The sequence below is a fragment of the Actinoallomurus sp. NPDC050550 genome (genome assembly GCF_040655075.1).
Taxonomy (GTDB): Bacteria; Actinomycetota; Actinomycetes; order Streptosporangiales; family Streptosporangiaceae; genus Actinoallomurus.
The window spans coordinates 425,435-450,462 of sequence record NZ_JBFAJC010000002.1 but is presented as its reverse complement, the minus strand read 5'-3'; the positions used below and the strand labels follow the sequence as shown (position 1 = coordinate 450,462).

Annotated in this window: 21 protein-coding genes; 5 read left to right on the top strand and 16 right to left on the bottom strand. The window is 71.9% G+C overall.

Going from position 1 to position 25,028, the window contains the following annotated elements; translation table 11 throughout:
* Positions 1–75: 75 nt before the first annotated feature.
* Together AB0I04_RS04390 and AB0I04_RS04385 are read left to right on the top strand one after the other, a co-directional pair.
* On the top strand, positions 76–1,263 hold the full coding sequence (locus AB0I04_RS04390; RefSeq protein WP_360878755.1) for a serine hydrolase: 1,188 nt from the start codon (positions 76–78) through the stop codon (positions 1,261–1,263).
* A gap of 2 nt (positions 1,264–1,265) precedes the next feature.
* On the top strand, positions 1,266–2,693 hold the full coding sequence (locus AB0I04_RS04385; RefSeq protein WP_360878752.1) for a cytosine permease: 1,428 nt from the start codon (positions 1,266–1,268) through the stop codon (positions 2,691–2,693).
* A 30-nt stretch (positions 2,694–2,723) separates the two neighbouring features.
* Here AB0I04_RS04385 and der read toward each other — a convergent pair whose 3' ends face one another.
* Positions 2,724–4,073 carry a ribosome biogenesis GTPase Der gene (gene der / locus AB0I04_RS04380; protein ID WP_360878841.1) on the bottom strand — a complete coding sequence of 450 codons (1,350 nt, stop codon included), beginning with the start codon at positions 4,071–4,073 and terminating at the stop codon, positions 2,724–2,726.
* A gap of 19 nt (positions 4,074–4,092) precedes the next feature.
* Positions 4,093–4,806, bottom strand: a complete 714-nt coding sequence (gene cmk / locus AB0I04_RS04375; RefSeq protein WP_360878838.1) for a (d)CMP kinase — start codon at positions 4,804–4,806, stop codon at positions 4,093–4,095.
* A 157-nt stretch (positions 4,807–4,963) separates the two neighbouring features.
* On the opposite strand from cmk, the gene AB0I04_RS04370 reads away from it, so the two are divergent.
* Positions 4,964–5,587, top strand: a complete 624-nt coding sequence (locus AB0I04_RS04370) for a GntR family transcriptional regulator (protein ID WP_360878749.1) — start codon at positions 4,964–4,966, stop codon at positions 5,585–5,587.
* A gap of 37 nt (positions 5,588–5,624) precedes the next feature.
* Entirely contained in the window at positions 5,625–6,995 is a 1,371-nt protein-coding gene (locus tag AB0I04_RS04365) for an MFS transporter (RefSeq protein WP_360878746.1), read from the top strand.
* On the opposite strand, the gene AB0I04_RS04360 is transcribed toward AB0I04_RS04365, so the two are convergent.
* From AB0I04_RS04360 to AB0I04_RS04345, 4 genes are read right to left on the bottom strand one after another with little or no spacing between them, the layout of a single operon-like run.
* A complete protein-coding gene (locus tag AB0I04_RS04360) occupies positions 6,922–7,998 on the bottom strand; it encodes a prephenate dehydrogenase (protein ID WP_360878743.1) in 1,077 nt (358 codons plus the stop codon). The two genes, AB0I04_RS04365 and AB0I04_RS04360, sit on opposite strands and share 74 nt — an antisense overlap.
* A 59-nt stretch (positions 7,999–8,057) precedes the next feature.
* The gene (locus AB0I04_RS04355) at positions 8,058–9,209 is read right to left on the bottom strand and encodes a substrate-binding domain-containing protein (protein WP_360878740.1); all 1,152 of its coding nucleotides are present in this window, start codon (positions 9,207–9,209) and stop codon (positions 8,058–8,060) included.
* Positions 9,193–10,350 (bottom strand): hypothetical protein, encoded by a 1,158-nt coding sequence (locus AB0I04_RS04350; protein ID WP_360878737.1) that lies wholly within the window; start codon positions 10,348–10,350, stop codon positions 9,193–9,195. The genes AB0I04_RS04355 and AB0I04_RS04350 overlap by 17 nt, the downstream gene beginning before the upstream one ends.
* A complete protein-coding gene (locus tag AB0I04_RS04345) occupies positions 10,347–11,804 on the bottom strand; it encodes a sugar ABC transporter ATP-binding protein (protein WP_360878734.1) in 1,458 nt (485 codons plus the stop codon). The genes AB0I04_RS04350 and AB0I04_RS04345 overlap by 4 nt, the downstream gene beginning before the upstream one ends.
* Positions 11,805–12,072: 268 nt before the next feature.
* On the opposite strand from AB0I04_RS04345, the gene AB0I04_RS04340 reads away from it, so the two are divergent.
* The gene (locus AB0I04_RS04340; RefSeq protein WP_360878731.1) at positions 12,073–13,026 is read left to right on the top strand and encodes a cyclase family protein; all 954 of its coding nucleotides are present in this window, start codon (positions 12,073–12,075) and stop codon (positions 13,024–13,026) included.
* A gap of 8 nt (positions 13,027–13,034) precedes the next feature.
* Here the strand turns inward: AB0I04_RS04340 and AB0I04_RS04335 are convergent, their stop codons facing one another.
* The 10 genes from AB0I04_RS04335 to AB0I04_RS04290 form a co-directional block, all read right to left on the bottom strand.
* Complete coding sequence (locus AB0I04_RS04335) at positions 13,035–15,311, bottom strand: LuxR C-terminal-related transcriptional regulator (protein WP_360878728.1); 2,277 nt, start codon at positions 15,309–15,311, stop codon at positions 13,035–13,037.
* Between the two features lie 107 nt (positions 15,312–15,418).
* The gene (gene aroH / locus AB0I04_RS04330; protein ID WP_360878725.1) at positions 15,419–15,787 is read right to left on the bottom strand and encodes a chorismate mutase; all 369 of its coding nucleotides are present in this window, start codon (positions 15,785–15,787) and stop codon (positions 15,419–15,421) included.
* Between the two features lie 33 nt (positions 15,788–15,820).
* Positions 15,821–16,558, bottom strand: a complete 738-nt coding sequence (locus tag AB0I04_RS04325; RefSeq protein ID WP_360878722.1) for a pseudouridine synthase — start codon at positions 16,556–16,558, stop codon at positions 15,821–15,823.
* Complete coding sequence (gene scpB, locus AB0I04_RS04320) at positions 16,555–17,127, bottom strand: SMC-Scp complex subunit ScpB (protein ID WP_360878835.1); 573 nt, start codon at positions 17,125–17,127, stop codon at positions 16,555–16,557. Before scpB ends, AB0I04_RS04325 begins: the two co-directional genes overlap by 4 nt.
* Before the next feature lie 310 nt (positions 17,128–17,437).
* Positions 17,438–18,262 carry a segregation/condensation protein A gene (locus tag AB0I04_RS04315; protein WP_360878719.1) on the bottom strand — a complete coding sequence of 275 codons (825 nt, stop codon included), beginning with the start codon at positions 18,260–18,262 and terminating at the stop codon, positions 17,438–17,440.
* Between the two features lie 100 nt (positions 18,263–18,362).
* Positions 18,363–19,253, bottom strand: coding sequence for an AAA family ATPase (locus AB0I04_RS04310; protein WP_360878833.1), 891 nt, complete (start codon positions 19,251–19,253; stop codon positions 18,363–18,365).
* A 141-nt stretch (positions 19,254–19,394) separates the two neighbouring features.
* The gene (gene xerD / locus AB0I04_RS04305) at positions 19,395–20,306 is read right to left on the bottom strand and encodes a site-specific tyrosine recombinase XerD (protein WP_360878716.1); all 912 of its coding nucleotides are present in this window, start codon (positions 20,304–20,306) and stop codon (positions 19,395–19,397) included.
* Between the two features lie 74 nt (positions 20,307–20,380).
* A complete protein-coding gene (locus AB0I04_RS04300; RefSeq protein ID WP_360878713.1) occupies positions 20,381–21,013 on the bottom strand; it encodes an NUDIX hydrolase in 633 nt (210 codons plus the stop codon).
* Between the two features lie 73 nt (positions 21,014–21,086).
* A complete protein-coding gene (locus AB0I04_RS04295; protein ID WP_360878710.1) occupies positions 21,087–22,742 on the bottom strand; it encodes a CTP synthase in 1,656 nt (551 codons plus the stop codon).
* 144 nt (positions 22,743–22,886) lie between these two features.
* Positions 22,887–24,986, bottom strand: a complete 2,100-nt coding sequence (locus tag AB0I04_RS04290) for a hypothetical protein (protein WP_360878707.1) — start codon at positions 24,984–24,986, stop codon at positions 22,887–22,889.
* Positions 24,987–25,028: the final 42 nt, after the last annotated feature.

Below are 25,028 nucleotides of genomic sequence, written 5' to 3'. Positions count from 1 at the left end.
CATACCTATGAGGCATGGACACGGCCGAACATTAGGTCTTGGACACAGGAATGGACCGGAGTCACCATCGTCGACATGAATCGGGACGACCGCAGCCACCTGCCAGAGGCGACACCGCAGAACTGGGCGACACCGCCCTACCACCGCCAGGGCCTGCATCGCGTGGAGCAGCTCGTACGCTGCGCTCTCCTGTCGCGTGGTGACGGACCGACGCGTGAGTTCGGCCTTGCCGACGAGCCGCTGGACTGGAGCGCCCTCGCCCTGCCGTCGGCCGGAGGAGCGGAGATCAGCGGCGACGAGTTCCTGGCGCGTACCCACGCGGACGCGCTGTTGGTGATGCGCGGCGAGCAGATCGTGTTCGAGCGCTACCTCGGCGACTTCACGCCTGCGACGCGGCACATCGTCATGTCGATCTCCAAGTCCTTCTGCGGGATGCTCGCCGGGTGCCTCGTCGAGGCGGGCGTCATCGACCTGGCCTCGCCGACCTCCCGGTACGTGCCCGAGCTGGCCGGGGGCGCGTTCGGCGGCGCCACCGTGCAGCAGCTCCTGGACATGACCGCGGCACCGCACTATGACATGGCGTACCTGAACCCGGGCGCGGAGGTTCACGCGGGCGATCGCGCGGCGGGGTGGCGGCCCCGCCGGCCGGGTGACGTCGCGGGAACCCGCCGGTTCCTGGCAGGGCTCCGCGGTGCCGGCGTACACGGAGCGGGCTTCCAGTACTGCTCCGGCACCACCGACGTTCTCGCCTGGGTTCTCGAACGCGCCGCGGGCCTGGACTACCGGGAGTTGATGACGCGTTCCATCTGGTCGCGGATCGGCGCCGAAGCCGACGCCTTCATCACCGTCGACGAGTTCGGCACTCCCTACGCGTGCGCGGGGATGGGGATGCGGCTCCGGGACCTGGCCAGGTTCGGGCGCCTCGTGCTCGACCGCGGATACCGCGACGGCCGGTCCGTCATCCCGGCTTCCTGGATCGAGGACACCCGCCGCGGGGGCCGGGTCGACACCGGCGGGGAACCCGGTGCGGCCCGGCACGGCACTTACAAGAACCAGTGGCGAATCCCGGGCGACGAGCACGGCGGCTTCTACGCCGTCGGCATCTTCGGCCAGTACCTCTGGCTCGACCCGGTAGCCGACGTGCTGGTCGCGAAGTTCTCCGCCGAGGACGCCCCGGTTCCAGACGACTCGCAGGAAATTCAGGCTCTGTCCGCCATCGCCCGCGCCGCCGCGGACCCCGCCATCGTCCCCCAGGAGACCTGACCATGGATCGCGCCCAGACGTTCACCGACGCCATCGAGCAGCACTCCATCGACTACATCCCCGCCGAGGAACGCCACGGCAAACCCTGGCACCTGTTCACGATCTGGTTCTCCAGCAACGTCCAGATCACCGCCTTCGTGACCGGCGTTCTCGCGGTGACCGTCGGGCTGAACCTGACCTGGGCGATCGCCACCATCGTGGTCGGCAACCTCGTCGGCGGCCTGTTCATGGCCTACCACTCCATCCAGGGACCCCGCCTCGGCATCCCGCAGATGATCCAGAGCCGAGCTCAGTTCGGGTTCCTCGGTGCCCTGCTACCCGCCGTGATGGTGCTCGTCATGTACCTGGGCTTCCAAATCGAAGGTGGTGTGATCACCGGTCAGGCCCTGGCCCACTGGGCGCACATCCCCCTGACCGCCTCGGTGATCATCCAAGTCGCGATCCCCGCGGTCATCGCGATCGTCGGGTACAACTTCATCCACCTGTCCACCCGGGTCGTCAGCGTGGTGTCCGCGGTCGTGTTCGTGATCCTCACCTTCGCGCTCGGTTCCCATCTGCCCGCGCACCTGCCCAGCGGCCACGCGCCGACGTTCAGCACGATCCTTCTCGCGATCTCGATCTTCGTGTCCTGGCAACTCACCTGGGCGCCGTACGTGTCGGACTACTCCCGCTACATGCCGGAGAACACGCCGCCCCGCACCACGTTCCTCTGGACGTACGCCGGTTCCGCCCTGGGCGCGTCCTGGGTGATGATCCTCGGCGCCATGGCCGCGACCATCGGCGCGCGACAGGTCGGCGACGACGCCATCGGCATGCTCAGCCACCAGGTCCCCGGCCTGGGTTCGGGCATCCTGCTCGCCATCATCATCGGGATCATCCCCGCCGGCGTGTACGGCAACTACGGCATGTACCTCACCGCGATGAGCGCGATCTCCGCCAGAGGCCACGGCGCCGCGAACGCCCGCGTCCGGACCGTCTTCATCCTCGTCACCTCAGTGCTGGTCACCGTCGCGACCCTGCTGGCCAAGGGGCACATCCTCACCACCGTCCAGGACATCACGCTGTTCCTGCTGTACCTGCTGGTGCCCTGGACCGCGATCAACCTCACCGACTACTACGTCATCCGCCGCGGTCACTACGACATCGGCGAACTGTTCAAGATCCGCGGCACGTACGGTCTGGTCAACCGGGCCGCCATCGTCACCTACCTGATCGCCATCGCAGCGCAGATCCCGTTCATCAGCACTCCGCTGTACACCGGCCCGATGGTCAAGCGTCTCGGCGGCGCCGACATCTCCTGGATCATCGGCCTCGTCGTAGCGACGCTCCTCTACTACGGCTGCTCAAGGGCCGACCGCCGGGCACCGGCCCACGGCCGAACCGGCAGCACCCAGCCGGTCCCCGTAGGCGCGGATGACGAAGCCGGCTGATGCGTGCGGTGACCCCATGTCGGCAGGACACTACTTGCGCTGGCGCTTCTCCCTGATCTTCATGCCGATGTCGATCGGGGTGCCCTCGAAGCCGAAGTCCTCGCGGAGCCGGCGTTCGACGAAGCGGCGGTATCCGGCCTCCAGGAAGCCCGACGTGAACAGCACGAACTTCGGCGGCTGCACGCTCGCCTGGGTGGCGAAGAGGATCTTCGGCTGCTTGCCGCCCCGCACCGGGTGCGGCTTGGCGGCGACCAGGTCGGTCATGAAGGAGTTGAGCCGGCCCGTCGGCACCCGCTCCCCCCAGCCGGCCAGGGCCGTCTCGATGGCCGGGACGAGCTTCTCCACGTGCCGTCCCGTACGGGCCGAGATGTTGACGCGCGGGGCCCAGCGGGCGTGGTGGAGCTGCCGGTCGATCTCCCGGTCGAGGTAGTGCCGGCGCTCCTCGTCCACGAGGTCCCACTTGTTGAACGCGAGGACGAGTGCGCGGCCGGACTCGATCACCATGGAGATGATCCGCAGGTCCTGCTCGGCGAGGGGCTCGCTGGCGTCCACGAGCACGACCGCGACCTCGGACCGCTCCAGGGCCGAGCGGGTGCGCAGCGTCGCGTAGAAGTCGGCGCCCTGGTTCTCGCGGGCGCGCCGGCGGATGCCGGCGGTGTCGATGAACCGCCAGGTCTGCCCGCCCAGCTCGATCAGCTCGTCGACCGGGTCGCGGGTGGTGCCGGCGACCGCGTCGACGACCACACGATTTTCCCCCGCCAGCTTGTTGAGCAGGCTGGACTTGCCGACGTTGGGCCGGCCGAGCAGCGCGATCCGGCGCGGGCCGCCCGCGGCGCCGAACGTCTCCGGCGGCGCCTCCTCGGGCAGGGCCTCCAGGACGGCGTCCAGCAGGTCACCGCTGCCCCGTCCGTGCAGGGCCGAGACGGCCAGCGGCTCGCCGAGGCCGAGCGACCACAGCGTGGTCGCGTCCGCCTCGGTCCGGGGGTCGTCGACCTTGTTGGCGGCCAGCACGACCGGCTTCTTGGCGCGCCGCAGGATGTCGGCGACGGCCTCGTCGGTGTCGGTCGAGCCGACGGTGGCGTCCACCACGAACAGCACGACGTCGGCGGCGTCGACGGCGAGCCGCGCCTGGTCGGCGACGGCGGCCGCGAGGCCCTCGGCGTTCGGCAGCCAACCGCCGGTGTCGACGACGGTGAATCGCCGTCCGCTCCAGGTGGCGTCGTAGGCGACCCGGTCGCGGGTCACACCGGGGACGTCCTCGACGACCGCTTCACGGCGGCCGAGGATGCGGTTGACCAGCGTGGACTTGCCGACGTTCGGCCGTCCTACGACGGCCACGACCGGCGGCGGCGCGACGTCGTGCTCGACCGCGACGTCGATCGCCTCGGCATGCTGGAATTCACTCACTGGTCTCGCTCCTCGTGGGCGGCTCGCCTGCCCGGGAGCGCGCCTGTCGTGCCGAATCGCCGTCGGTGCCGACGGTGTGCTTGCGCGCGATGCGCAGGACCTCCTCGATGACCTCACCGAGGCCGAGGCTGGTCGTGTCGAGCTCGATCGCGTCGGCCGCCTGCGCGAGCGGGTCGACCTTGCGCGTGGAGTCGAGGTGATCACGGCGGGCCAGATCGGCCTGGGTCGCGGCGATCGTGGCCCCGGTGACCTCGGCGTTGCGGCGCTGCGCCCGCGCCTCCGCGCTCGCGGTGAGGTAGATCTTGACCTGGGCGTCCGGCGCGACGGCGGTGCCGATGTCGCGGCCCTCGACGACGATACCGCCCGTGCCGATGATCTCGCGCTGCAGGGCGACCAGTCGCTCGCGGACGGCCGGGACGGCCGCCACGGCGCTCACCGCGCCGGTGACCTCCGACCCGCGGATCGGGCCGGACACGTCGGCGCCGTCGACAATGATCGTCGGTGCGGCCGGGTCGGTGCCGGAGACCAGTACGGGCTCGCCCGCCCGGGCGGCGACCGCGGCCGGGTCGTCGACCGGCACGTCCTCGCGGAGCATCCACCAGGTCATGGCGCGGTACATCGCGCCCGTGTCGAGATAGCGCAGCCCGAGGGCGCGCGCCACGCCTTTGGAGACGCTGGACTTACCCGACCCGGATGGACCGTCCATGGCGATGACGAGCGTCACGTTCGCTTCCTTATCTACATACCGACCGGCCAACGAATGAGGCTACCGGTACCGGGGTCCCGCTGCGGCCGGGCCGCCGGAGCCGCGGTCCGGACCCCCGAGGAGATCGCATACGACTTGTATGTAACATAGATACAAGATGACCTCAGCCACCTCCCGGGCGTACGACCATGTCAAGCAGGCCATCCTCGACCGCGCCTACCCGGGTGGCGCGCTGCTCAGCGAGGGTGAGATCGCCACTGCGGTCGGGGTGTCCCGTACCCCCGTCCGCGAGGCCCTCCTCCGTCTGGAGGCCGAGGGGCTGGTGCGCCTCTATCCCAAGCGGGGCGCGCTGGTGCTGCCGGTCTCCCCCAAGGAGATCTCCGACGTGCTCGAGACGCGGGAGCTCGTGGAGACCTTCGCCGCCGGCAAGGCGTCGCTCGACCCGGCGCTGATCACCGAGCTCACGGAGTTCCTCGAGGCGATGCGAGAGCACGCCGAGGCCGGGAACGCCCAGGAGTTCGCCCGCGCCGACCGCTGCTTCCACCGGGCGATCGTCGCGGCGGCGGGCAACGAGATCATCATCCAGCTGTACGACGCCCTGCGCGACCGCCAGTTGCGCATGGCCCGGCTCACCGCGGACGACCCGGACCGTACGGCGTCCGCGATCCACGAACACGGCGAGATCCTCGAGGCCGTGCGGTCGGGCGACCGCCGGCGGATCCGCAGTGCGATCCACCGTCACCTGCAGACCGCGGTGACGGCCGTGCGCGAGCACGCGTGACCGCGCACCACCATCAACACCCCCAGGAAGGCCCCCGTTGAATCCCGCGGTTCTCACCGCCCCCCGTACGATCTCCTCCGCGCCGATTGCCACCGGACACCCGCTCGGCGGACGCCGGGCCTGGAGTGTCTGGGCCGTCGCCGCGGCGGTCTACCTCACGGCCTTCTTCCACCGGACCAGCCTGGGCGTCGCCTCGCTCGCCGCCCAGCAGCGCTTCGGCGTCGACGCGACCGCCCTGTCGACGTTCGCGATCCTGCAGCTCGGCGTCTACATGGCCATGCAGATCCCGAGCGGGGTCATGGCCGACCGCTTCGGGCCCCGGCGGATGCTCGGCATCGCCCTCCTCATCATGGCGCTCGGCGAGGCGCTCTTCGCGTTCGCGACCACGATGCCGCTGGCGGTCCTCGGCCGGGCGCTGGTGGGGCTGGGTGACGCCCTCACGTTCATCAACGTGATCCGCCTGATCGCCTCATGGTTCCCCCGCCGGAGGTTCACCCTGCTCATCGCGCTGACCGGGATGACGGGCGCGCTGGGGCAGATCGTCGGCACCGCGCCGCTGTCCGCCGCGCTGCGGGCGTTCGGCTGGACCCCGACCTTCCTCGGGGTGGGGCTGGTGAGCGGCCTGCTGTCGATCGTCGTGTGGTGGGTGCGCGACCACCCGGGCGGCCCCATGGAACGTTCCATCGCCCGCACCTCCGTCCGGGCCGACCTCCGGGCCGTGTTCGCGGCACGCGGCACCCGCGCCGGGCTGTGGACGCACTTCGCCACCATGTCGTCCTTCATGGTGCTCGCCACGCTGTGGGGCTACCCGTACCTGGTCGAGGGGCTCGGGATGGCACCCGGGACGGCCCGGCTCGTCCTGACGGCCGGCGCGGCGACGCCCATGGTCGCCGCGCCCCTGATCGGCTGGCTCGGCGGTCGTCGCCCTGACCTTCGCGGCCGGCTGATCATCGGCGTCACCGCCGTCCTCGCCGTCGCCTGGCTCATCGCGATCACCTGGCCCGGCGGCCACCTGCCCGGACCGCTGGCAGGGGGACTCGTGCTGATCAGCGCCGTCGGCAGCGCCGCGTCCATGCTCGCCTTCGACTTCGCCCGCGACGCCAACCCCCCGCACCGCGGCGGAATCGCCTCGGGGCTCGTCAACGTCGGAGGCTTCTCGGCCGCCGTGACCGGATCGCTCAGCGCCGGCATGCTCCTCGACGCCACCGGCGGTCATTACAACGCCGGCGCCTTCCAGGTCGCCTTCCTCCCGATCACCGCCATGGTCGTCATCGGCGCCGTACGGGTCGCGCTGCTGCTGCGCCGCGCGCCCGCCGACGGCGGGCGCGGGACGGTCAGCCGGGGACGGACCAGCCCCGGGCCCGCAGTTCCTCGGCCAGCCGCTGCGCCGTCGACGGATCGACGCTGAGCTCGACCACACCGACCGGCCGGCCGGGCGAGTGCTCGATCGTGACGTCCTCGATGTTGACCCCGGCGACGCCCGCCGCCTGGAACAGCAGCGCGAGCTCGCCGGGCCGGTCGGGGATGAGCACGGACACGACGGTGTAGGCCCCCGGCCGCCCGCCGTGCTTGCCGGGCAGCCGGCGGCGGCCCGTGCCGCCGCGTTCTAGGAGGTCGGAGACGCCCGGTCCGGCGCCCTCGCGCAGCGCGGCGGCGGTGGAGGTCAGATCGGCGGCGACTTCTTCGATCACCTCGGCCACCGGCAGGGCGTTCGAGCCGAGGATGCCGATCCACAGCTCCGGGTCGCCGGCCGCGATGCGCGTGACGTCGCGCACGCCCTGGCCGGCGAGGCCCAGCGCGACCTTCGGGGCCTGCTCCAGGCGGGCGGCGACTGCGGCGGCGACGACGTGCGGGGCGTGGGAGACCAGCGCGACGGCCTGGTCGTGCTCCTCGGCGTCCACGACGACGGTCTGGGCCCCGCACGCGCGGGCCAGGGCCGTCACGGTCTCGAGCGCGGCGGGATCGGTGTCGGCCGTCGGGCACAGCGCCCAGGGCCGGCCGAGGAACAGGTCCTCGCGGGCGGCGGCGGGCCCGGAGCGCTCACTGCCGGCGAGCGGATGCCCGGCGACGAAACAGGTCAGGTCGCAGCCCAGCTCGGCGGCCTCCCGCAGGGGCCGGGCCTTCACGCTCGCGACGTCGGTGTAGACGCGGGCCAGGCCGCGCTTCTGCGCGTCCAGCAGGGTCGCCGCGACCGCCGCCGGCGGAACCGCGACCACCGCCACGTCGGCCGGCTCGTCCCCGGCGCGCAGCGGCGTGCCCGCCCCGATCTCGGCCGCCAGGCGCACGGACGCCGGGTCGCGGTCGGTGAGCGACACCTCGACGCCGCGCTCGCGCAGCGCGAGGGCCACGGACGTGCCGATCAGTCCGGTGCCGATGACGACGATCCGCCGAAGTGCGCCGATGGGTCTCACCTCCCGATGGGGGTACCAGCGTATCGATTCCGGCGATCGGGCCGACCGGGCCGTACGTGTCACGCGCCCCAGATCCGCCGGTACGCCTCCTGGTAGCCCTTCGGGTTCCAGGAGGTTCTTTCGTCGACGTTGCGGACGGTGGCCAGGTGCACCGGTGCGACGTAGCCGCTCGGGGGCCGGCCGGCGAACGCACGGTTGAACTCGTCGATGATCTGGGTGCCCTGCTGATCGAGGGGTTCCGGCACGGTCGCCGCCTGGTAGTGCCGGTTCCGGATCCGCGCGAACGCCGAGGGATCGCCGTCACCCGCGCCGATCGAGTACGGCGCGCCGTCGCCCCTCCTGCCACCGGCCCGCAGGGCGGGCGCCGCGTCGGCGAAATAGAGATCGTTGATCGCGACCGAGTGGGTCCAGCGGTCGCCGAAGCGGGCCAGGAGAGAGGCCACCTCCTGAGGGGTACGGCTGGTCGAGTCCGGGATCGGGATGTTCTCGTAGGCGAGCAGCTTCACGTCGGCGCAGGCCAGCACCCGCTGCTTGATCAGCTGGGACTTCCGCTCCGCGAACGGGACCGAGGAGTCGGTGAAGATCACGACGCCGGCCCGGCCGTTCGACCCGGCGATAACCCAGTCGGCGCTGATCCGGGCGACGTCCTCGACCCGGGTCGTGACGTTGGTGAAGAGCCGGGGCGCGACGCTCGGGCCCGGCGCGGCGATCGCGTGCCAGCCGATGAGCTGGATGCCCGCCGCGTTGGCCCGGCCGACCTCCTGGGCCGCAGAGGCGGGGTCGAAACCAGCGATCACGATCCCGGACGGCTGAAGGGCGATCGCCTCGCCGAACGCCGTCTTGATGCCCGCGGGGCCACCCTGGCCGTCGAGGATCCGGACGTCCCAGCCGATCGAGCGCCCCGCCCTCTGGACGGCCCGGGCGACCCCGGCCACGCCCGGATTGGTCATGGTCTCGGCGACCACGACGATGCGCTTGCCGGGGACCGCCCGCGGACCGGTGGTGGGACCGTCCCACGCCGCCCCCGCTGCCTCGGCGCGCGCGACGGCCTGTCTCGCCGCCTGGAGCACTGGGGGGCACCCGCCGACCGATGAGCCGTTCCCCGGAGCGGTCGGCCGCCGCTCGCAGCCGAGCAGGACGAGGAGGATGAGCAGGATGAACGCGATCACCGCCGCCGGCGCGCGCTGAACGCGCTCAGGTACGCGGTTCACGTGCGCTCCCCTCCCCGGACGGCGGCGCGGGCGACGCCCTCCCCTCCGGAGACGCCTTCCCCTTCGGAGACGCCCGCCTGGCGGGCGGCGCGCTCGTGGCCGATTCGCCCTCTCCTCCGGAGGGACCCGGCGGTGCCGCGCCCGGCCGTACGTGCGCGCGCTCGCGGCGACGCGCGGAATAGCCGGCCAGCCCCACCGCGATCAGGAGGGTCACGCCGTTGAACAGCGGCGTCACCCAGAACTCCGCGCCGAGCTGGCCGATCCCCGCCAGGCCGATCGCCAGGACCGTGACCGCCACCAGAGTGCCGAGGGCGTTGGGCCGCCCCGGCCGGATCGCGGTGGAGCCCAGCAGAGCGGCCACGAAGGCGGGCACCAGGTATCCGAGCCCGACGCTCGGATCACCGATCTCCTGCTGGGCGGCGAGCAGGACGCCGGCGGCCGCAGTGATCACCCCGGACGCGGCGAAGGCGTAGACGATGTACCGGCGGGTCGGGATGCCGACGAGTTCGGCCGCCCGCGGGTTGTCTCCGATGACGTACAGGTATCGGCCGAGGGGAAGGCGCTCCAGGACGAGCCAGAGCACGGCGGCGAGCAGCAGCACGTAGAAGGTCGGCAGGGGCACGCCGAGGAACGTCATGTCGTACAGATCGGTGAAGGCCAGGGGAAGGCCGCTCGGGCCGGGCAGGATCCGGCCCCCGTGGGTCGTCCACCCGCTGATGGCGTACATGACGCTGCCGGTGCCGAGGGTGGCGATGAACGAGTCGATCTGCGCGAACTCGACGAGGAACCCGTTGATCGCGCCGATGAGGGTGCCCCCGGCGAGCGCGGCCGCGCACGCCGCCGGCCACGGCCAGCCGTCAACGATCATCAGCTGGAGGATGAGCACGTGCCACAGCCCCAGGCCATAGCCGATGGACAGGTCGAACCTCCCGGCGACGATGGGGATCATCGCGCCCAGGGCGAGCACCGCTGGGATCGCATGGCTGGACAACAGCGAGGTCATCGTGGCCGTCGTAGGGAAGGTCGCCGGCAGGGTCACCGAGAACACGGCGAACAGCGCGATGCCCAGGGCGAGCAGTCCGTAGCTGCCGATCCGGTGCGCGGCGGACCAGCGACGGGAACGGCGCGGAGGGGCCGTCAACGCCCCGCCCTCCCCGACAGGGGCCCCGCGGACGCGGCACGGACGACCGTGGCGGCCGTGAGAGCCTCACCGGACAGCTCGGCGCTCATCACGCCGCGGGTGAACACCAGGACCCGGTCGCACAGGCGTACGACCTCGTCGACGTCGCTAGAGACGAGGAGGACGGCCAGGCCCCGTGCCAGGGCGTCGTCCAGCAGCCGGTAGATCTCCGCGCGGGCGGCGACGTCGACGCCGGCGGTCGGCTCCTCGAGCACCAGGACGCGCCGGTGCACCCCGAGCCACCGCCCGATCAGGGTCTTCTGCTGGTTCCCGCCCGACAGGGCCGCGAACGGCGCCTCGGGGTCCGGCGGGCGTACGCCGAACCGCGCCAGCAGACGGCTCGCGCCGGCGCGCTCTTTGCCGGTCCCGACCAGGCTCACCGGGGACAGCCCCCCGACGCGCGGGTTGGCCAGGAGGTTCTCTCCGACGCTCAGGTGGGGGGCCGCCCCGGCTCTGTCGCTGGTCACCAGGCCGATGCCGGCGGTGACGGCGGCGAACGCCGACCTGATCGCGACGGCCCGGCCGTCGAGGATGACGTCCCCGCTCAGGACCGGGCACATGCCGGCCGCCGCGCGGCCGACATCGGTGTGGCCGGCGCCCGTCAGGCCCACCAGGCCGAGCACCTCCCCGGCACGCAGCTCGAGGCTCACCGGCCCGGCCCGCTCCGTGCGTACGCCCGCGAGCGCCAGCACGACCTCGCCGGTCCGCGAGGCGCGACGGCGATGGCGCCCGGGATCGCGTCCCACGACGTCGCGCACCAAACCGTCGGGGTCGTCGGGGACCGGCCCGTACCGGACGAGGTGCCCGTCGCGGAGGACCGCCACGGTGTCGGCGACCTCGGCGACCTCGTCGAGCCGGTGGGTGACGTACATGATCCCGCGACCTTGGTCGCGCAGCGTCCGCAGCACCGTGAAGAGGCGGGCGCAGTCGGTCGCCGGGAGGCTCGCCGTCGGCTCGTCGAGGATCACGACCTGGGCGTCGGTCGCCAGGGCGCGGGCGATTGCGACGAGGGACCGCTCGGTGCGGGTGAGGCCGGTGACCGGACGGTCGGGGTCGATGTCGGCGGCGACGGCCCGGAGGGCCGCGACCGAGCGGTCACGGGTCCGGCGCCAGGAGATGATCCCGCGGCGGAGCGCGTAGCCGGCGCCCAGGGCGATGTTCTCGGCGACGGTCATCCACTCGACGAGACCCAGGTCCTGGTGGATGAAGGACATCGCGCGGGAGGCGGCCTCGGTGCCAAGAGGATGACCCCCTACCGTGACCCGGCCCTCATCGGCGTGGTGGACGCCGGCCAGGATCTTGATCAGCGTGGACTTGCCGGCGCCGTTCTCCCCGAGCAGCGCGAGGATGCTGCCGCGCCGGAGGTCGAGGTCCACCCCGGCCAGCGCGGCAGTGCCTCCGAACCTCTTGCGCAACCCGCGGATCCGGAGGAGAGGGTCCGCGGCCGCCTCAGCCGCCGGACCCGTGAAACGATCGACTGGAGTGTCACACACCGACTTCTCCGCGGAACTCCCGTCCCGGCGGGCCCCCGCTCGCGCTCGCCCAGTTGTCTTCATCGTACAAAGACGCTGGTCAAGCGCTCGCCATCGGCCGCGGCCGGGCGAGCCGGACGCCGTAGAGTGGCGGGAGGAAGGAGGGCGGCGGTCGCCGGTCGCCGGGCCGGGTCCGCGCGCGGTGACGCTCATGGGCAACGGCTCGGGGGCGGACGGGCCGCCGGACAACGGACCGGCGATCTCACGCGCCGAATTCGATCGTCTCTTCGCGGCGGTGCGCGCCTGGGACCGGTGGCCGGACCCGGAGCGAGGCGCCTGGAACCTCGTCGGCGCGCGTCACGTGCTGGCCGCCGCCGCGCTCGTGCGCTCGGGCGTCGTCGTCCCGCTCGCCCGGCCGTGGAGCACGGCTCCCGCGCCGGACAACCACCGGCCCGCGCTGCACCACATGACCGAGCTCGGTGACGTCGAGGCACCCGAACCCACCGGTCACAAGGACTTCATCGCCATCGATTATCACGGCAAGGCGGCCAGCCACCTCGACGCGCTCGCGCACATCGCCTACCAGGGGCGGCTCTTCGGCGGGCCGGCCGCGCGCGAGGTGATCGACGCGACCGGGGCGCGGTACGGGTCGGTCGACCGGCTCGGCCCCTTCGTCACCCGCGGAGTGCTGCTCGACCTGCCCCTGGTCCGCGGCGTCGACTGGCTCGAACCCGGGCAGGCCGTGCACGCCGCGGACGTCCTCGCCGCCGAAGCGGCGTTCGGCCTGCGGATCGGCGAAGGAGACGCCGTACTGCTGCGTTCGGGTCACCTGCGACGCCGCGCGGCCCTCGGGCCGTGGGACCCGTCCGCGGCGAGCGCCGGGTTCCACGTCGACGCCGTGCCCCTGCTGGCCGAGCGGGGCATCGCGCTCCTCGGCGGAGACGGCGACAGTGATGTACGGCCTTCTCCGGTGGCCGGCGTCCACTCCCCCGTCCACGCCCTCGCCATCGCGGCGATGGGCGTGCCGCTCCTGGACAACCTAGACCTGGAGCGGCTGTCCGGCGCGTGCGGGGCGGCCGGGCGGTACGAGTTCATGCTCGTCGTCGCCCCGCTGAACGTGCCCGGCGCGACCGGCTCCCCCGTCACCCCCGTCGCCGTGCTGTGAATCGACCTTCAGCCCTCGGACCGGGCGGAGGGCGTCCAGGCGGCGGCGATCTGGGATCGGGACGTGAAGCCCAGTTTGCGCAGGATGTGCTCGACGTGTCCCTCTGCGGTCCGCTGAGAGATCACCAGGGCGGCCGCGATCTCCTTGTTGCTCAGGCCCTCCGCGACGAGGTCGGCGATCTCGCGTTCGCGCCGGGTGAGGACCGCCGCGATGCCGCGTTCGGCCTGCGGGGCCTCCAGATCGGCCTCGCGTTCGGCGACCGCCAGGGCGACGGCGCCGTTGACGTCGAGCCGCATCCCGCGGTCGTACGCCGCCGCGAACTCCCGGTCACCGATGGCGGCTCGCAGGCGGGCCTCGTACCGGTCGTGCGGATCCGCCAGGTGCCTGAGCCCGGACAGCGACGTGCCGATCGACCGCCAGACCGCCTGGGCGGCGCCCAGGAGCTCGGCGGCGCGCCGGTGCTCCTCCGCGTCGGCGGCCAGCCAGGCGAGCACCTCGATGCACTGGGCTATCCCCAGGTGATCGTTGGAGGGCAGCTTGAGGCGAATCGCGTCGCGCACCATCTCGGTCCCCGCCCGTGTGTCGCCCTTGCTCCAGCGTTCCAGGCCCGTGGCCCAGATCGAGAACGACAGCGACCACTGGGCGTTCTCCCGCTCGCACATGGTGCGGCATTCGGCGCAGAGCTCGGCCGCCTGCGCATCGTGGCTCAGGACCGCCGCCATGGTCAGCTGGAACAGCGTGGTCCAGCACCGACCGTGGTTCCCGGTGGTGCGGTAGTACGACAGCGCCTTCTCCAGCAGGGCGGCGGCTTCGGTGAAGTCCCCGGCGAGCAGCGCGGCGAACCCGCTGATATGGACGGCCCCGGCGAGCTGTTCGTCGTCGCCGAGCCGCTCCGCGAGCTCCCGGCACTCCTCCAGCAGTGGCTCCGCCGCCTTCGGCTCACCGCGCAGCAGCATGAGCCAGGCGTCCACCCACAACGCCTTGGCCCGCGCCGGCGTCGGGTCCCGGTCGAGCGCAAGCGCCCGGTCCAGCCAGTGGTGGCCGTCCCGCAGCGAGACCCACGAGAGCCGGTGGCTCCACAGCGACGCGGCGATCTCCAGCGCGCAGTGCGACATGCCGGGCTGGGTGAGGCAGAACTCCAGCGCCGCCACGATGTTGGGCTGCTCACACCGCAACATGGCGACCGCGTCCATCTGGCGGGGCCCGAACCACTCGGCCTCCGCCCGCTCGGCGATGTCCCGGCACCACGCGCAGTGCCGTCTCAGCAGCGCCGTCTCCCGACCGGACTCGGCGAGGCGCTCCCGCCCGTACTCGCGGAGCGTCTCCAGCATCTCGTAGCGCAGCCCGTCGCACTTCGCGGTGGACCGCAGCAGGATGGACTTGTCCACCAGACCCGTCACCACGTCGATGACCTCATCGGAGGGGATCTCTTCCCCGCCGCACACGTATTCGATCGCCTCGAGGGAGCAGCCCCCGGAGAAGACCGACAGCCCCCGCCACAGCGCGCGTTCCTCGGGCGAGCACAGGTCGTGGCTCCAGTCGATCAACGCTCGGAGCGTCTGCTGGCGCGGCAGCGCGACCGGACTGTGGCCGACGAGGATCCGGAAGCGGTCGTCCAGCCGGTCGAGGATCTGCTGCACCGACAGGGCCCGCAGGCGTACCGCCGCCAGCTCGACGGCCAGCGGGATGCCCTCCAGCCGCCGGCACAGCCGCGTCACCGCGAGGGCGTTGTCGGCGTCGATCGTGAACCCCGGGACGGCGGCGGACGCCCGCTGGACGAACAGGCTGACCGATTCGAAGCGCACCACTTCGTCCACCGAGGCGATGTCGTCGGTGTCCGGTACGGACAGCGGCGGCACCTCCAGGACGCGTTCGCCCTCGACGAGGAGCACCTGCCGGCTGGTGGCCAGGATCCGCAGCCCGGGCGCGATGCCCAGGAGCTTCCCGGCCAAGGTCGCGCAGTCGACCGCCAGGTGCTCGCAGTTGTCCAGCAGGAGCAGCAGCCGCCGGTCCGCCAGGTAGTCGCCCAGCGCCGACAGCCCGGCCTCGCCCTGCAGCCCGAGCACCCCGGCCACCACGCGTGGCAGCGGCTCACCCGCCACCACCGGCGCCAGGTCGATCAGCCAGACGCCGTCGGGGAACTCGCGGTACGTCTCGGCGGCCACGCGCTCCGCCAGGCGGGTCTTGCCCACGCCCCCCGGACCGGTGAACGTCACCATCCGGCCGGTGGACAACAGACGCTTCGCCTCGGCAAGCTCACGCCGTCGGCCGACGAAGCTGGTCATCTCGGCCGGCAGATTTCCCGCATGCCTTTGTGTCACCGCTACCGCCATGACACCCTCGAGGTGGTTTTCCCTGGTAGTGGACCAGTCTACTCAGCCGAGCCGGCCCCTTACTGGGCGATGTCCAGCCGGAGTGCCACCGCCCCGCGCAGGTACACGTGCTGGATCTCCGACCGCGGCCGGTCGGTCTCGATGTGGGCCATCAGGCGGACCACGCGCGGCAGCGCGTGCGGAATGTCGATCTCACTCGCGCACAGCAGCGGAACCTCGTTGAAACCGAGCTTCCGGGCGGCCAGCGCCGGGAACTCCGCGGTCAGATCCGGCGTCGCCGTGAAGATGACGCTGATCACATCGTCCGTCGTGAGGGCGTTACGGCTCATCACCTCGGCGACCAGCTCGGCCGTCGCCTCGAGGATCTGATCCCGGTCGTTCTCGTCGACCTGGGTCGCACCGCGTACCGCTCGTACTGATCGTCCCATGAAACCTCTCCGAATCCGTGCGGGCCCGGCCTTCTAGAGCTCCACGGCGGCGTACAGCTCGCCGATCTCCTTGGTGTTCAGCGCACGGATCGTCCCGGACTTCAGCCGCCCGAGCTTGATCGGTCCGAACTCGATGCGCGCCAACTGCTGGACCGGATAGCCGACCTCCGCGAGCAGACGCCGGACGATGTGCTTGCGCCCTTCGTGCAGGGTCACCTCGACGAGGACCCGCTTGCCGACCTGGTCGAAGATCCGGAACTCGTCGGCCTTGGCGAACCCGTCCGCCAGCTTGACGCCCTTCTTGAGCCGGCGACCGAGGTCTCGGTCGACCGGCCCGTGGACCTCAGCAAGGTAGGTCTTGCTGACGCCGTAGCTCGGGTGCATCAGCCGGTTGGCCAGCTCCCCGTCGTTGGTCAGCAGGATCAGGCCCTCGGTCTCGGTGTCGAGCCGCCCGACGTGGAACAGTCGCTCGGGAACGTCGCCGACGTACTCCATCAGGGTCTTGCGCCCCCGCGGGTCCGACATGGTGCTGACGATGCCCCTGGGCTTGTTGAGGGCGTAGTAGCGAAGCTCGGTACGGGTCGGGATGCGCTTGCCGTCGACGTGGATCACGGCGGTCTGCGGATCGACGCGGGCGCCGAACCACGTCACCTTCTCGCCGTCCACCGTGACCCGGCCGGCGGCGATCAGGTCCTCACAGGCGCGCCGACTCGCGATACCCGCCTCTGCGAGCACCTTCTGCAGTCGTACGCCCTCATTCGTCTGGTTCACTGCTGGAGTTCCTCTATGCCTTCCACGTCGTCAGGTAGGTAGGGGGCGAGATCGGGCAGCTCGTCCAGGCTGTTCAGGCCGAGCCGCTCGAGGAAGTAGCCGGTCGTACGGTAGAGCACCGCCTGGTGCTCCGGGTCGTGGCCCGCCTCCTCGATCAGGCCCCGCAGGGTCAGCGTGCGGATCACGCCGTCGCTGTTGACGCCCCGGATGGCCGAAACCCGCGCCCGGCTCACCGGCTGCCGGTAGGCGACCACGGCGAGCGTCTCCAGAGCGGCCTGGGTCAGCCTCGCCTGCTGGCCGTCCCGGACGAAGCGTTCGACGACCGGCGCGCAGGTCTCCCGCGTGTAGAAGCGCCACCCACCGGCGATCTCCCTTAGGTCGAACCCCCGACCCTGGGCGGTGTATTCCGCGGCGAGCTCGCGAAGCGCCGCGGCGATCTCCTGCCGGGGCCGCTCGAGGATCTGGGCGAGCGTCACCTCCGGCACCGGCTCGTCGACGACCAGCAGGATCGCCTCCAGCCCCGCGCTCAGCGACGGCTCGGCCGCCTGCGGCCCCGCCCCGGACGTCACGGGCGTCCCCGGATCTTCGCCGGACGACCCGCCGGTCTCCCGGCCGCCCTCGGACGGGACGGTCTCCGGGCCGCTCACGGAGGCATCCGCCTCCGAGCCGTTCGCGGACACGCCCGCCTCAGGACCGTCCGCGGACACGCTCGCCTCCGGGCCGCCCGCGGACACGCCCGCCTCCGAGCCGCCCTCGGACGCGTCGGTCTGCTGATCGTCCTCGGGAAGGCCGGACGCGGCGGGGCGTACGTCGCGGGACTCCAGCGACGCCTCGCCGACGCGCGGGGCGGGGATGTGCTCGGGTTCAGGGGATGGCGTGTCAGTCATCGTCGGACTCCGTCGGTCGGCCGGTGTAGTCGTCACCGACCTTGATGTCGCCCTCGCCGGTCCCCGTCCAGGTGACGTGCAGCTCGCCGAGGGGCTCGTCCTGTTCGAAGGAGACGGCCTTCTCACGGTAGAGCTCCAGGAGGGCCAGGAAGCGGGCGACCACCTCGAAGGTGCCCGCACAGTCGTCGGTCAGGACCTGGAAGGTCGCGCGCTCCAGCTTACGCAGGCGGGCGATGAGGATGTCCGCCTGCTCCCGCACGCTGGCCTGCGGGGCGTACATGTGCTCGATCGAGACGGTGGGCGGCCGCTTCGGCGCGAGGGCCCGGGCGGCCAGGGCGGCGAACTTCTCGGGCCCCAGGCCGAGGAGCACCTCCGGCAGGAGGTTGGCGAACTGCGGCTCCATGGGGACCGTGCGCGGGAACCGGCGCGACTCGTCGGCGATCCGGCCGGCGAAATGCGCCCCGACCTCCTTGTAGGCGCGGTACTGCAGAAGCCGTGCGAACAGCAGGTCGCGGGCTTCCAGCAGCGCCAGGTCCTCTTCGTCCTCGACCTCCCCGGAGGGGAGCAGCCGGGCGGCCTTGAGGTCCAGCAGCGTGGCGGCCACCAGGAGGAAGTGACTCGCCTGGTCCAGATCCCAGTCGCTGCCGTGGGACCGGATGTGGGCGATGAACTCGTCGGTGACCTTGTGCAGGGACACCTCGGTGATGTCGAGCTTGTGCTTGGAGATCAGCCCGAGCAGCAGGTCGAACGGTCCCTCGAAGTTGTCGAGATGGACCCGGAACCCGCCCTCCTGCCCCTCTTCCGCCTGCTCGCCCACCTCGTCAACGGTAGTCGAGGTCACGGACTCCCCTGCGGCGCCGTGTGGGCGCGGGACGGCCCACTACGGCGTGGGCCGGGGCCGGCCGACCGCGGGAGGGTCACCCGGCGAGCTGCCACCTCTGCAGCACCTCCTTGGCCAGCTCCCGGTAGGCGTTCGCGCCCATGGACGACGGGTCGAACCGGGTGATGGGCTCACCGACGACCGTCGCGTCCGGAAAGCGGACCGTACGGTTGATGACCGTGTGGAAGACCTTCTCGCCGAACGCCTCCACGATCCGGCCGAGCACCTCGCGGGTGTGGAGGGTCCGCGAGTCGTACATGGTGGCCAGGAACCCGTCGATGGTCAGCTCGGGGTTGAGCCGGCCCTTGACCTTCTCGATCGTCTCCATGAGCAGCGCGACGCCGCGCATGGCGAAGTACTCGCACTCCAGCGGCACCAGGACGCCCTGGCTGGCGGTGAGCGCGTTGACGGTCAGCAGGCCGAGCGACGGCTGACAGTCGATCATGATGTAGTCGTAGTCGGCGACGACCGGCTTGAGCAGCCCGCCGAGGATGTACTCGCGGCCGACCTCGTGGACGAGCTGGACCTCCGCGCCGGACAGGTCGATGTTGCTGGGCAGCAGGTCCATGCCCTCGACGCTGGTCGGCAGGATGACCTCTTCGGTCTCCACGCCCCGCTCCATGAGCAGGTTGTAGATCGTCATGTCGAGCTGGCGCGGGTCGCCCTTGCCCAGGCCGACCGATAGCGCCCCCTGCGGGTCGAAGTCGACGAGCAGCACCCGGCGGCCCTGCTCCGCGAGCGAGGCGCCGAGGTTGATCGTGGTCGTCGTCTTGCCGACGCCGCCCTTCTGGTTGCAGACCGAGACGATGCGGGCCGGCCCGTGCTCGGCCAGCGGCGCCGGGTCCGGGAACGACGGAATGGGACGCAGCGTAGGCCCGAGTGGCGCTGCGTTACGCGGATCGGTCGCGATGGCGGTCGAGAGCGCCATTTCCGAACGTGCTCTCTCCTGCTCGCTGGGCTCAGTCACCAGCTCCTCGAACCTCCCCCGCGGCTGCGGATTGCCGTAGATGGGGACTCTAGGGCCTGTCAAGTAGGGCGGGCAAGGCGGCGCACCGCGCGGACGCTCTGATCACCCCAACGCACGCGGGTGTGCGGATGCGTAGACCTCGCGCAGCCGGTCGACGGTGACCAGGGTGTAGACCTGGGTCGTCGTGACCGACGCGTGGCCGAGCAACTCCTGCACCACCCTAACGTCGGCGCCGCCGTCGAGCAGGTGGGTCGCGAAAGAATGCCGCAAAGTGTGCGGAGAGACGTCCTCGAGCCCGGCGCGCGCCGCCGCCGACCGCAGGGTCGACCAGGCGCTCTGCCGCGACAGCCGCCCGCCGCGGGCGTTCAGGAACAGCGCCGGGCCGCCCTGGCCGCGGACGTTCAGCGCCGGGCGGGCCCGGACGAGGTAGGCCGCCAGGGCCTCGCGGGCGTACCGGCCGACCGGCACGACCCGGTCCTTGCCGCCCTTGCCGCGCAGCAGCACGACCGCGTCGTCCAGGTCGACGTCGTCGACGGCCAGGCCGACGGCCTCGGAGATGCGCGCCCCGGTGCCGTACAGCAGCTCCAGCAGTGCGCGGTCGCGCATCCCGCGGGCGGTGTCCGCAGGCCCGGCGACGGCCAGCAGCCGCTCGACCGCCTCGATGCCGATGGCCTTGGGCAACCGGCGCGGCGGCGTGGGCGGCTTGACGTCGCGGGCCGGGTCGGCCGCCGACATGCCCTCCCGGACCGCGAACCGGTGCAGGCCGCGCACGGCGACGACCGCGCGGGCCGCGGACCCGGCCGCCAGCGGCGGGTGCGCGTCATCGCCCTCCCGCAGCACCATCAGGAACGACACGACGTCGTCCTCACCGACCTGGCCGATCGCCGTACGGCCGCGCGCGGTCAGCGCGTCGACGTAACGGCGCAGGTCACGCCGGTAGGAGCTCAGCGTGTTAGCGGCCAGGCCGCGCTCGACCGCGAGATGGTCGAGGTAGGCCCGGACCTGCGCCTGCAACGATCGTCCGACCTCTTCACCGGCGGCGGATATCAGCGGGGCACCTCATCCCGACGAGTCGTGGCGGACGGGGGTCACCACTCCGGGGCGTCGGGTGCGCGCAGGTCTCGAAAGCCCGCGGCCCGGGCGGCGTAGACCGCCAAGATACCCATGACGGCAAGGGGATTGTGGACCGCGCCGCGTTGTACGGCCGCGACCGCGTCGTCGAGCGGCACCCAGGCGATCGGCATGTCGGCTTCTTCGTGGATGCGCTCGAAGTCGTCCTCGCCCGCGGAGATCTCGCTGAGCCCCCGGGCGAGGAAGATCCGCGTCCGCTCGTTCGTCATGCCGGGCGACGTACAGGCGTCCAGCAGGGTGTGCCACTCGCGGGCCCGGTAGCCGGCCTCCTCGGCCAGTTCGCGGGCCGCGGTGCGCCACAGTGGCTCGCCCTCGACGTCACGCAGCCCGGCCGGGGGCTCCCACAGCAGGTAGCCGATGGGGTGGCGGTACTGCCTCAGGAGCAGCACCCGCTCCTCGTCGTCCAGGCAGATCACCCCGACCGAGCCCGGATGCACGACGACGTCGCGATTGACCACCTCGGACTTGTCGCCGTGCGGCATCCGGACGCGGTCGGTGCGCACCTCGATGATGGCGCCGTCGAACCGCTGCTCGCTGCCGACGGTCTCCCAGCGACAGCGCTCGTCGGCGACGCCGCCCTCACCGCTCATCGGTGCCCCCCGCTCAGCCTCCACGGCGCCTTCAGACGCGGCCTTCCCTCGTCGCGCCCTTCCGGCTCGCTCATCAGGCCCCTTCTCCGCCCAGCGCGGCGGCGATCAGGCCGGCGAACAGCGGGTGCGCCCGCGTCGGGCGGGACCGGAACTCCGGGTGCGCCTGCGTGGCGACGTAGAACGGGTGCCGATCGCGGGGCAGTTCGACGTACTCCACGAGGCGCTCGTCCGGGGAGAGGCCGGAGAAGACCAGGCCGGCCGCTGCCAGTTCGTCGCGGTAGGCGTTGTTCACCTCGTAGCGGTGCCGGTGGCGCTCCTCGACCTTGGCCGCGCCGTACATCTCGCGGACCAGCGAGCCCTCGGCGAGGTCGGCCGGGTAGAGGCCGAGCCGCATCGTGCCGCCCATATCGCGCTCGCCCGCGACGACGTCGACCTGGTCGGCCATCGTGGCGATCACCGGGTCGGCCGCCTTCTCGTCGAACTCGGCGCTGTTGGCGCCATCGATGCCGGCCAGGGACCGGGCCGCCTCGATGACCATGCACTGCAGGCCGAGGCAGATGCCGAGCGTGGGGATGCCGTTCTCCCGGGCGTAGCGGGCGGCCGACACCTTGCCCTCGATGCCGCGTACGCCGAACCCGCCGGGGATCAGGACGCCGTCCACGCCGCCGAGCTCGCGGGCCGCGCCCTCCGGCGTCTGACAGTCGTCGCTCTTGACCCAGCGGATGTTGACCCGGGTGTCGTTGGCGAACCCGCCGTGCCGCAGCGCCTCCGTCACCGACAGGTACGCGTCGGGCAGGTCGATGTACTTGCCGACGAGCGCGATCGTCACTTCACGGGCGGGGTTGTGGACACGGTGCAGCAGGTCGTCCCACTGCTTCCAGTCGACGTCGCGGAACGGCAGACCAAGACGGCGCACGACGTACGCGTCGAGCCCCTCGGTGTGCAGCACCTTCGGGATGTCGTAGATGCTGGGCGCGTCCACCGCCGAGACCACGGCGTCGGCGTCCACGTCGCACATCAAGCTGATCTTGTTCTTCAGCCCCTGGGTGATGGGCCGGTCCGAGCGGCACACGATCGCGTCGGGCTGGATGCCGATGCTGCGCAGCGCGGCGACGGAGTGCTGCGTCGGCTTGGTCTTCAGCTCGCCGGACGGGCCGATGTAGGGCAGCAGTGAGACGTGCAGGAAGAAGCAGTTGTCCCGGCCGATCTCGTGCCGGATCTGGCGCACGGCCTCCAGAAACGGCAGCGACTCGATGTCGCCGACGGTGCCGCCGACCTCGGTGATGACCACGTCGACGTCCGGGCCGGCCATGCCGCGGATCCGGTCCTTGATCTCATTGGTGATGTGCGGGATGACCTGGACCGTGTCGCCGAGGTACTCCCCGCGCCGCTCCTTGGCGATCACGTTGGAGTAGACCTGGCCGGTCGTGACGTTGGCGGAACCGTGCAGCTCCGTGTCGAGGAACCGCTCATAGTGGCCGACGTCGAGGTCGGTCTCGGCCCCGTCGTCGGTGACGAAGACCTCACCGTGCTGGAACGGGTTCATCGTTCCGGGGTCGACGTTGAGGTAGGGGTCGAGCTTCTGCATGGTGACGCGCAGACCCCGCAGGGTCAGCAGGCGCCCGAGGCTGGAGGCCGTCAGCCCCTTGCCGAGGCTTGAGGCGACACCACCGGTGACGAAGAGATGCTTGGTGGTCCGGGTGGCTCCACCAATGACTGCCGAAGGCAAGAAAGACGCTCCCGTGGTCGTTGCTGCGGCGTTCACCGGTGTGGCGAACGGCCGAATGTCCACGGGCCACCAGAATAACAGGCGACTCTCCTGGTAGCGTCCGGCGATCCGATCAACGGCCGCCGGTCGCGTTCGGCCCGCCGGTCAGCGGTAGCCGTTGGCGTAGCTGCCGGTGCTGTTCGGCGACATCCCGCTCTGGATCTGGCCGCTGAGCTCGTCGATGATCTTCCGGGCCTGGTCGGCCGCGGTCCGCGCCTGGTCCCGCTCGCTGGACAGCGCGGACAGGGCGTCGCGCTGCTGCGTGACGGCCTCGGCGAGCTGGTCGACCCACTGCTCGCGCTCTTCCAGCTTCTTGGTGATGGCGTCGCGTTCGGTGGCGGCCTGCCGTGACTGCGCGAGGGCCTGGTCGCGTTCGCGAACGGCGTCCTCGGCCCGGCGCTGCGCCTGGGCCAGCTCCGACTGGGCCCGCGCCTGTCCCCGCTCGGCGAGGTCCCGGCCGGACTCGGCCTTGGTCGCCTGGTCGAGCGCCCGGCGCCGGTCGGCGTCGAGCTCCTGGACGCGGCGGCGCGCGTCCTCGGCCTCCTTCGCCGACGCCGTCGACGTCTGCTGCAGGGTCAGCGACTTCGCCTCCAGGTCGGCGGCCTTGGCCCGCAGGGTGTTCAGCTCGGACTTCGTGGCCTCGAGAGACTGCGACACCTCGGCCGCGTGCTGGGAGAACCGGTCGCGCTCACCCTCGACCGCCTTGCGCGCCGTCTGGGCCTCCCCGGCGGAGCGGTGTGCCTCGTCGCGGTCCTCGCGCATCTGGTCACGCTCGGCGAAGGCCTGCCGGGCGGTCGCCTCGGACTGCTCGGCCGCGGTCCTGGCCTGGTCGCGCTCGCTGAACGCCTGGCGCATCGCGGCCTCGGCCTGCTCGGTCTGGACGCGCAGGCGCTCGACCTCCTGCCAGGCGGCACCGGCCTCCCGCTGGGCGGCCTCCCGCTCGGCCATCAGCTGGCGCACGGCGGCCTCGGACTGTTCGGCGCGCTGCTCGGCCTGCCGTGTCTGTGCGAGGGCCTGGTCGGTCTCCTGGCGGGCGGCGACCGCGTCCTGCTGTGCATGGTCGCGCTCGGTGAGGGCCTGGCGCATGGCAGCTTCGGACTGTTCCGCCTGGGCCCGCGCCCGCAGGCCCTCCTGCCAGGCCGTCTGCGCCTCCCCCTTGGCGGAGTCGCGCTCCGAGATCGCCTGCCGGGCGGTGGTCTCGGCCTGCTCGACGCGCTGCCCCATCTCGTCGACCTGGGCGCGCATGCGGTCGACCTCCTGCCACGCGGCAGTGGCGTCCTGCTGCGCGGCCTCGCGCTCGGCCATCAGCTGCCGCGCCGTGGCCTCGGCCTGCTCCTTCTGCCGGCGTTCGGCGTGCGTCTCCTGCTGCGCCGCCTCGCGCTCGGCCATCAGCTGCCGGACCGCGGCCTCGGCCTGCTCCTTCAGCTGCCGCTCGGCGTGCGTCTCCTGCTGCGCCGCCTCGCGCTCGGCCATCAGCTGCCGCGCCGTGGCCTCGGCCTGCTCCTTCAGCTGCCGCTCGGCGTGCGTCTCCTGCTGCGCGGCCTCACGTTCGACCATGAACTGCCGGGCGGTGGCCTCGGCGCCCTCCTTGGCCTGCCGCTCGGCCTGCGCCTCCTGCTGCGCCGCCTCACGTTCGACCATCAGCTGCCGGGCGGTGGCCTCGGCCTGCTCCTTGGCCTGCCGCTCGGCGTGCGTCTCCTGCCGCGCCGTCGCCGCGTCGCGCTGCGCGGACTCGCGTTCGGTCATCATCTGCCGGACGGCGGCCTCGGCCTGCTCGGCGCGCTGCTCCATCTGGTCGTGGGAGGCGCGGATGCGCTCGACCTCCTGCAGCGCCGAGGCGGCGTCCTGCTTGGCCGACTCGCGCTCGGCGAGCATCTGGCGCGCGGTGGCCTGCGCCTGCTGCACCTGGGTGCGCAGCCGCTCCACCTCCTGCCAGGCGGACGCGGCCTCCTGCTTGGCCGACTCGTGCTCGCCCCGCACCGCCGCGATCTTCGTCTCGGCGTCCTGCTTGGCCTCGGCGACCTTCTGCTCGCCCTGCGCCAGCGCGCCGGCGAGCATGTCCGCCATTTGTCTCAGTCTGTCGACCACCTCGGCCGGCTGGTCCGCGTCACCAGGACGCGCCGGGAGGTTGGCGTTACCGGGCGCCCACGACGACCCCGCGCCCTCCGGGGCATAGGAACCGCCCGAACCGTTGAGATCGCTCACATAGGGAACTCTAAGGGCGTCTCACCAAGCTGTCTGCCATGT

Excerpts from the sequence above, each read along its gene's own strand:
- AB0I04_RS04340 (WP_360878731.1), top strand. The coding sequence starts at position 12,073 with ATGGGCAACGGCTCGGGGGCGGACGGGCCGCCGGACAACGGACCGGCG.
- AB0I04_RS04370 (WP_360878749.1), top strand. The coding sequence starts at position 4,964 with ATGACCTCAGCCACCTCCCGGGCGTACGACCATGTCAAGCAGGCCATC.
- AB0I04_RS04385 (WP_360878752.1), top strand. The coding sequence starts at position 1,266 with ATGGATCGCGCCCAGACGTTCACCGACGCCATCGAGCAGCACTCCATC.
- AB0I04_RS04390 (WP_360878755.1), top strand. The coding sequence starts at position 76 with ATGAATCGGGACGACCGCAGCCACCTGCCAGAGGCGACACCGCAGAAC.
- AB0I04_RS04335 (WP_360878728.1), bottom strand. The coding sequence starts at position 15,311 with ATGACCAGCTTCGTCGGCCGACGGCGTGAGCTTGCCGAGGCGAAGCGT.
- AB0I04_RS04310 (WP_360878833.1), bottom strand. The coding sequence starts at position 19,253 with ATGGCGCTCTCGACCGCCATCGCGACCGATCCGCGTAACGCAGCGCCA.
- aroH (WP_360878725.1), bottom strand. The coding sequence starts at position 15,787 with ATGGGACGATCAGTACGAGCGGTACGCGGTGCGACCCAGGTCGACGAG.
- cmk (WP_360878838.1), bottom strand. The coding sequence starts at position 4,806 with ATGGACGGTCCATCCGGGTCGGGTAAGTCCAGCGTCTCCAAAGGCGTG.
- AB0I04_RS04300 (WP_360878713.1), bottom strand. The coding sequence starts at position 21,013 with ATGAGCGGTGAGGGCGGCGTCGCCGACGAGCGCTGTCGCTGGGAGACC.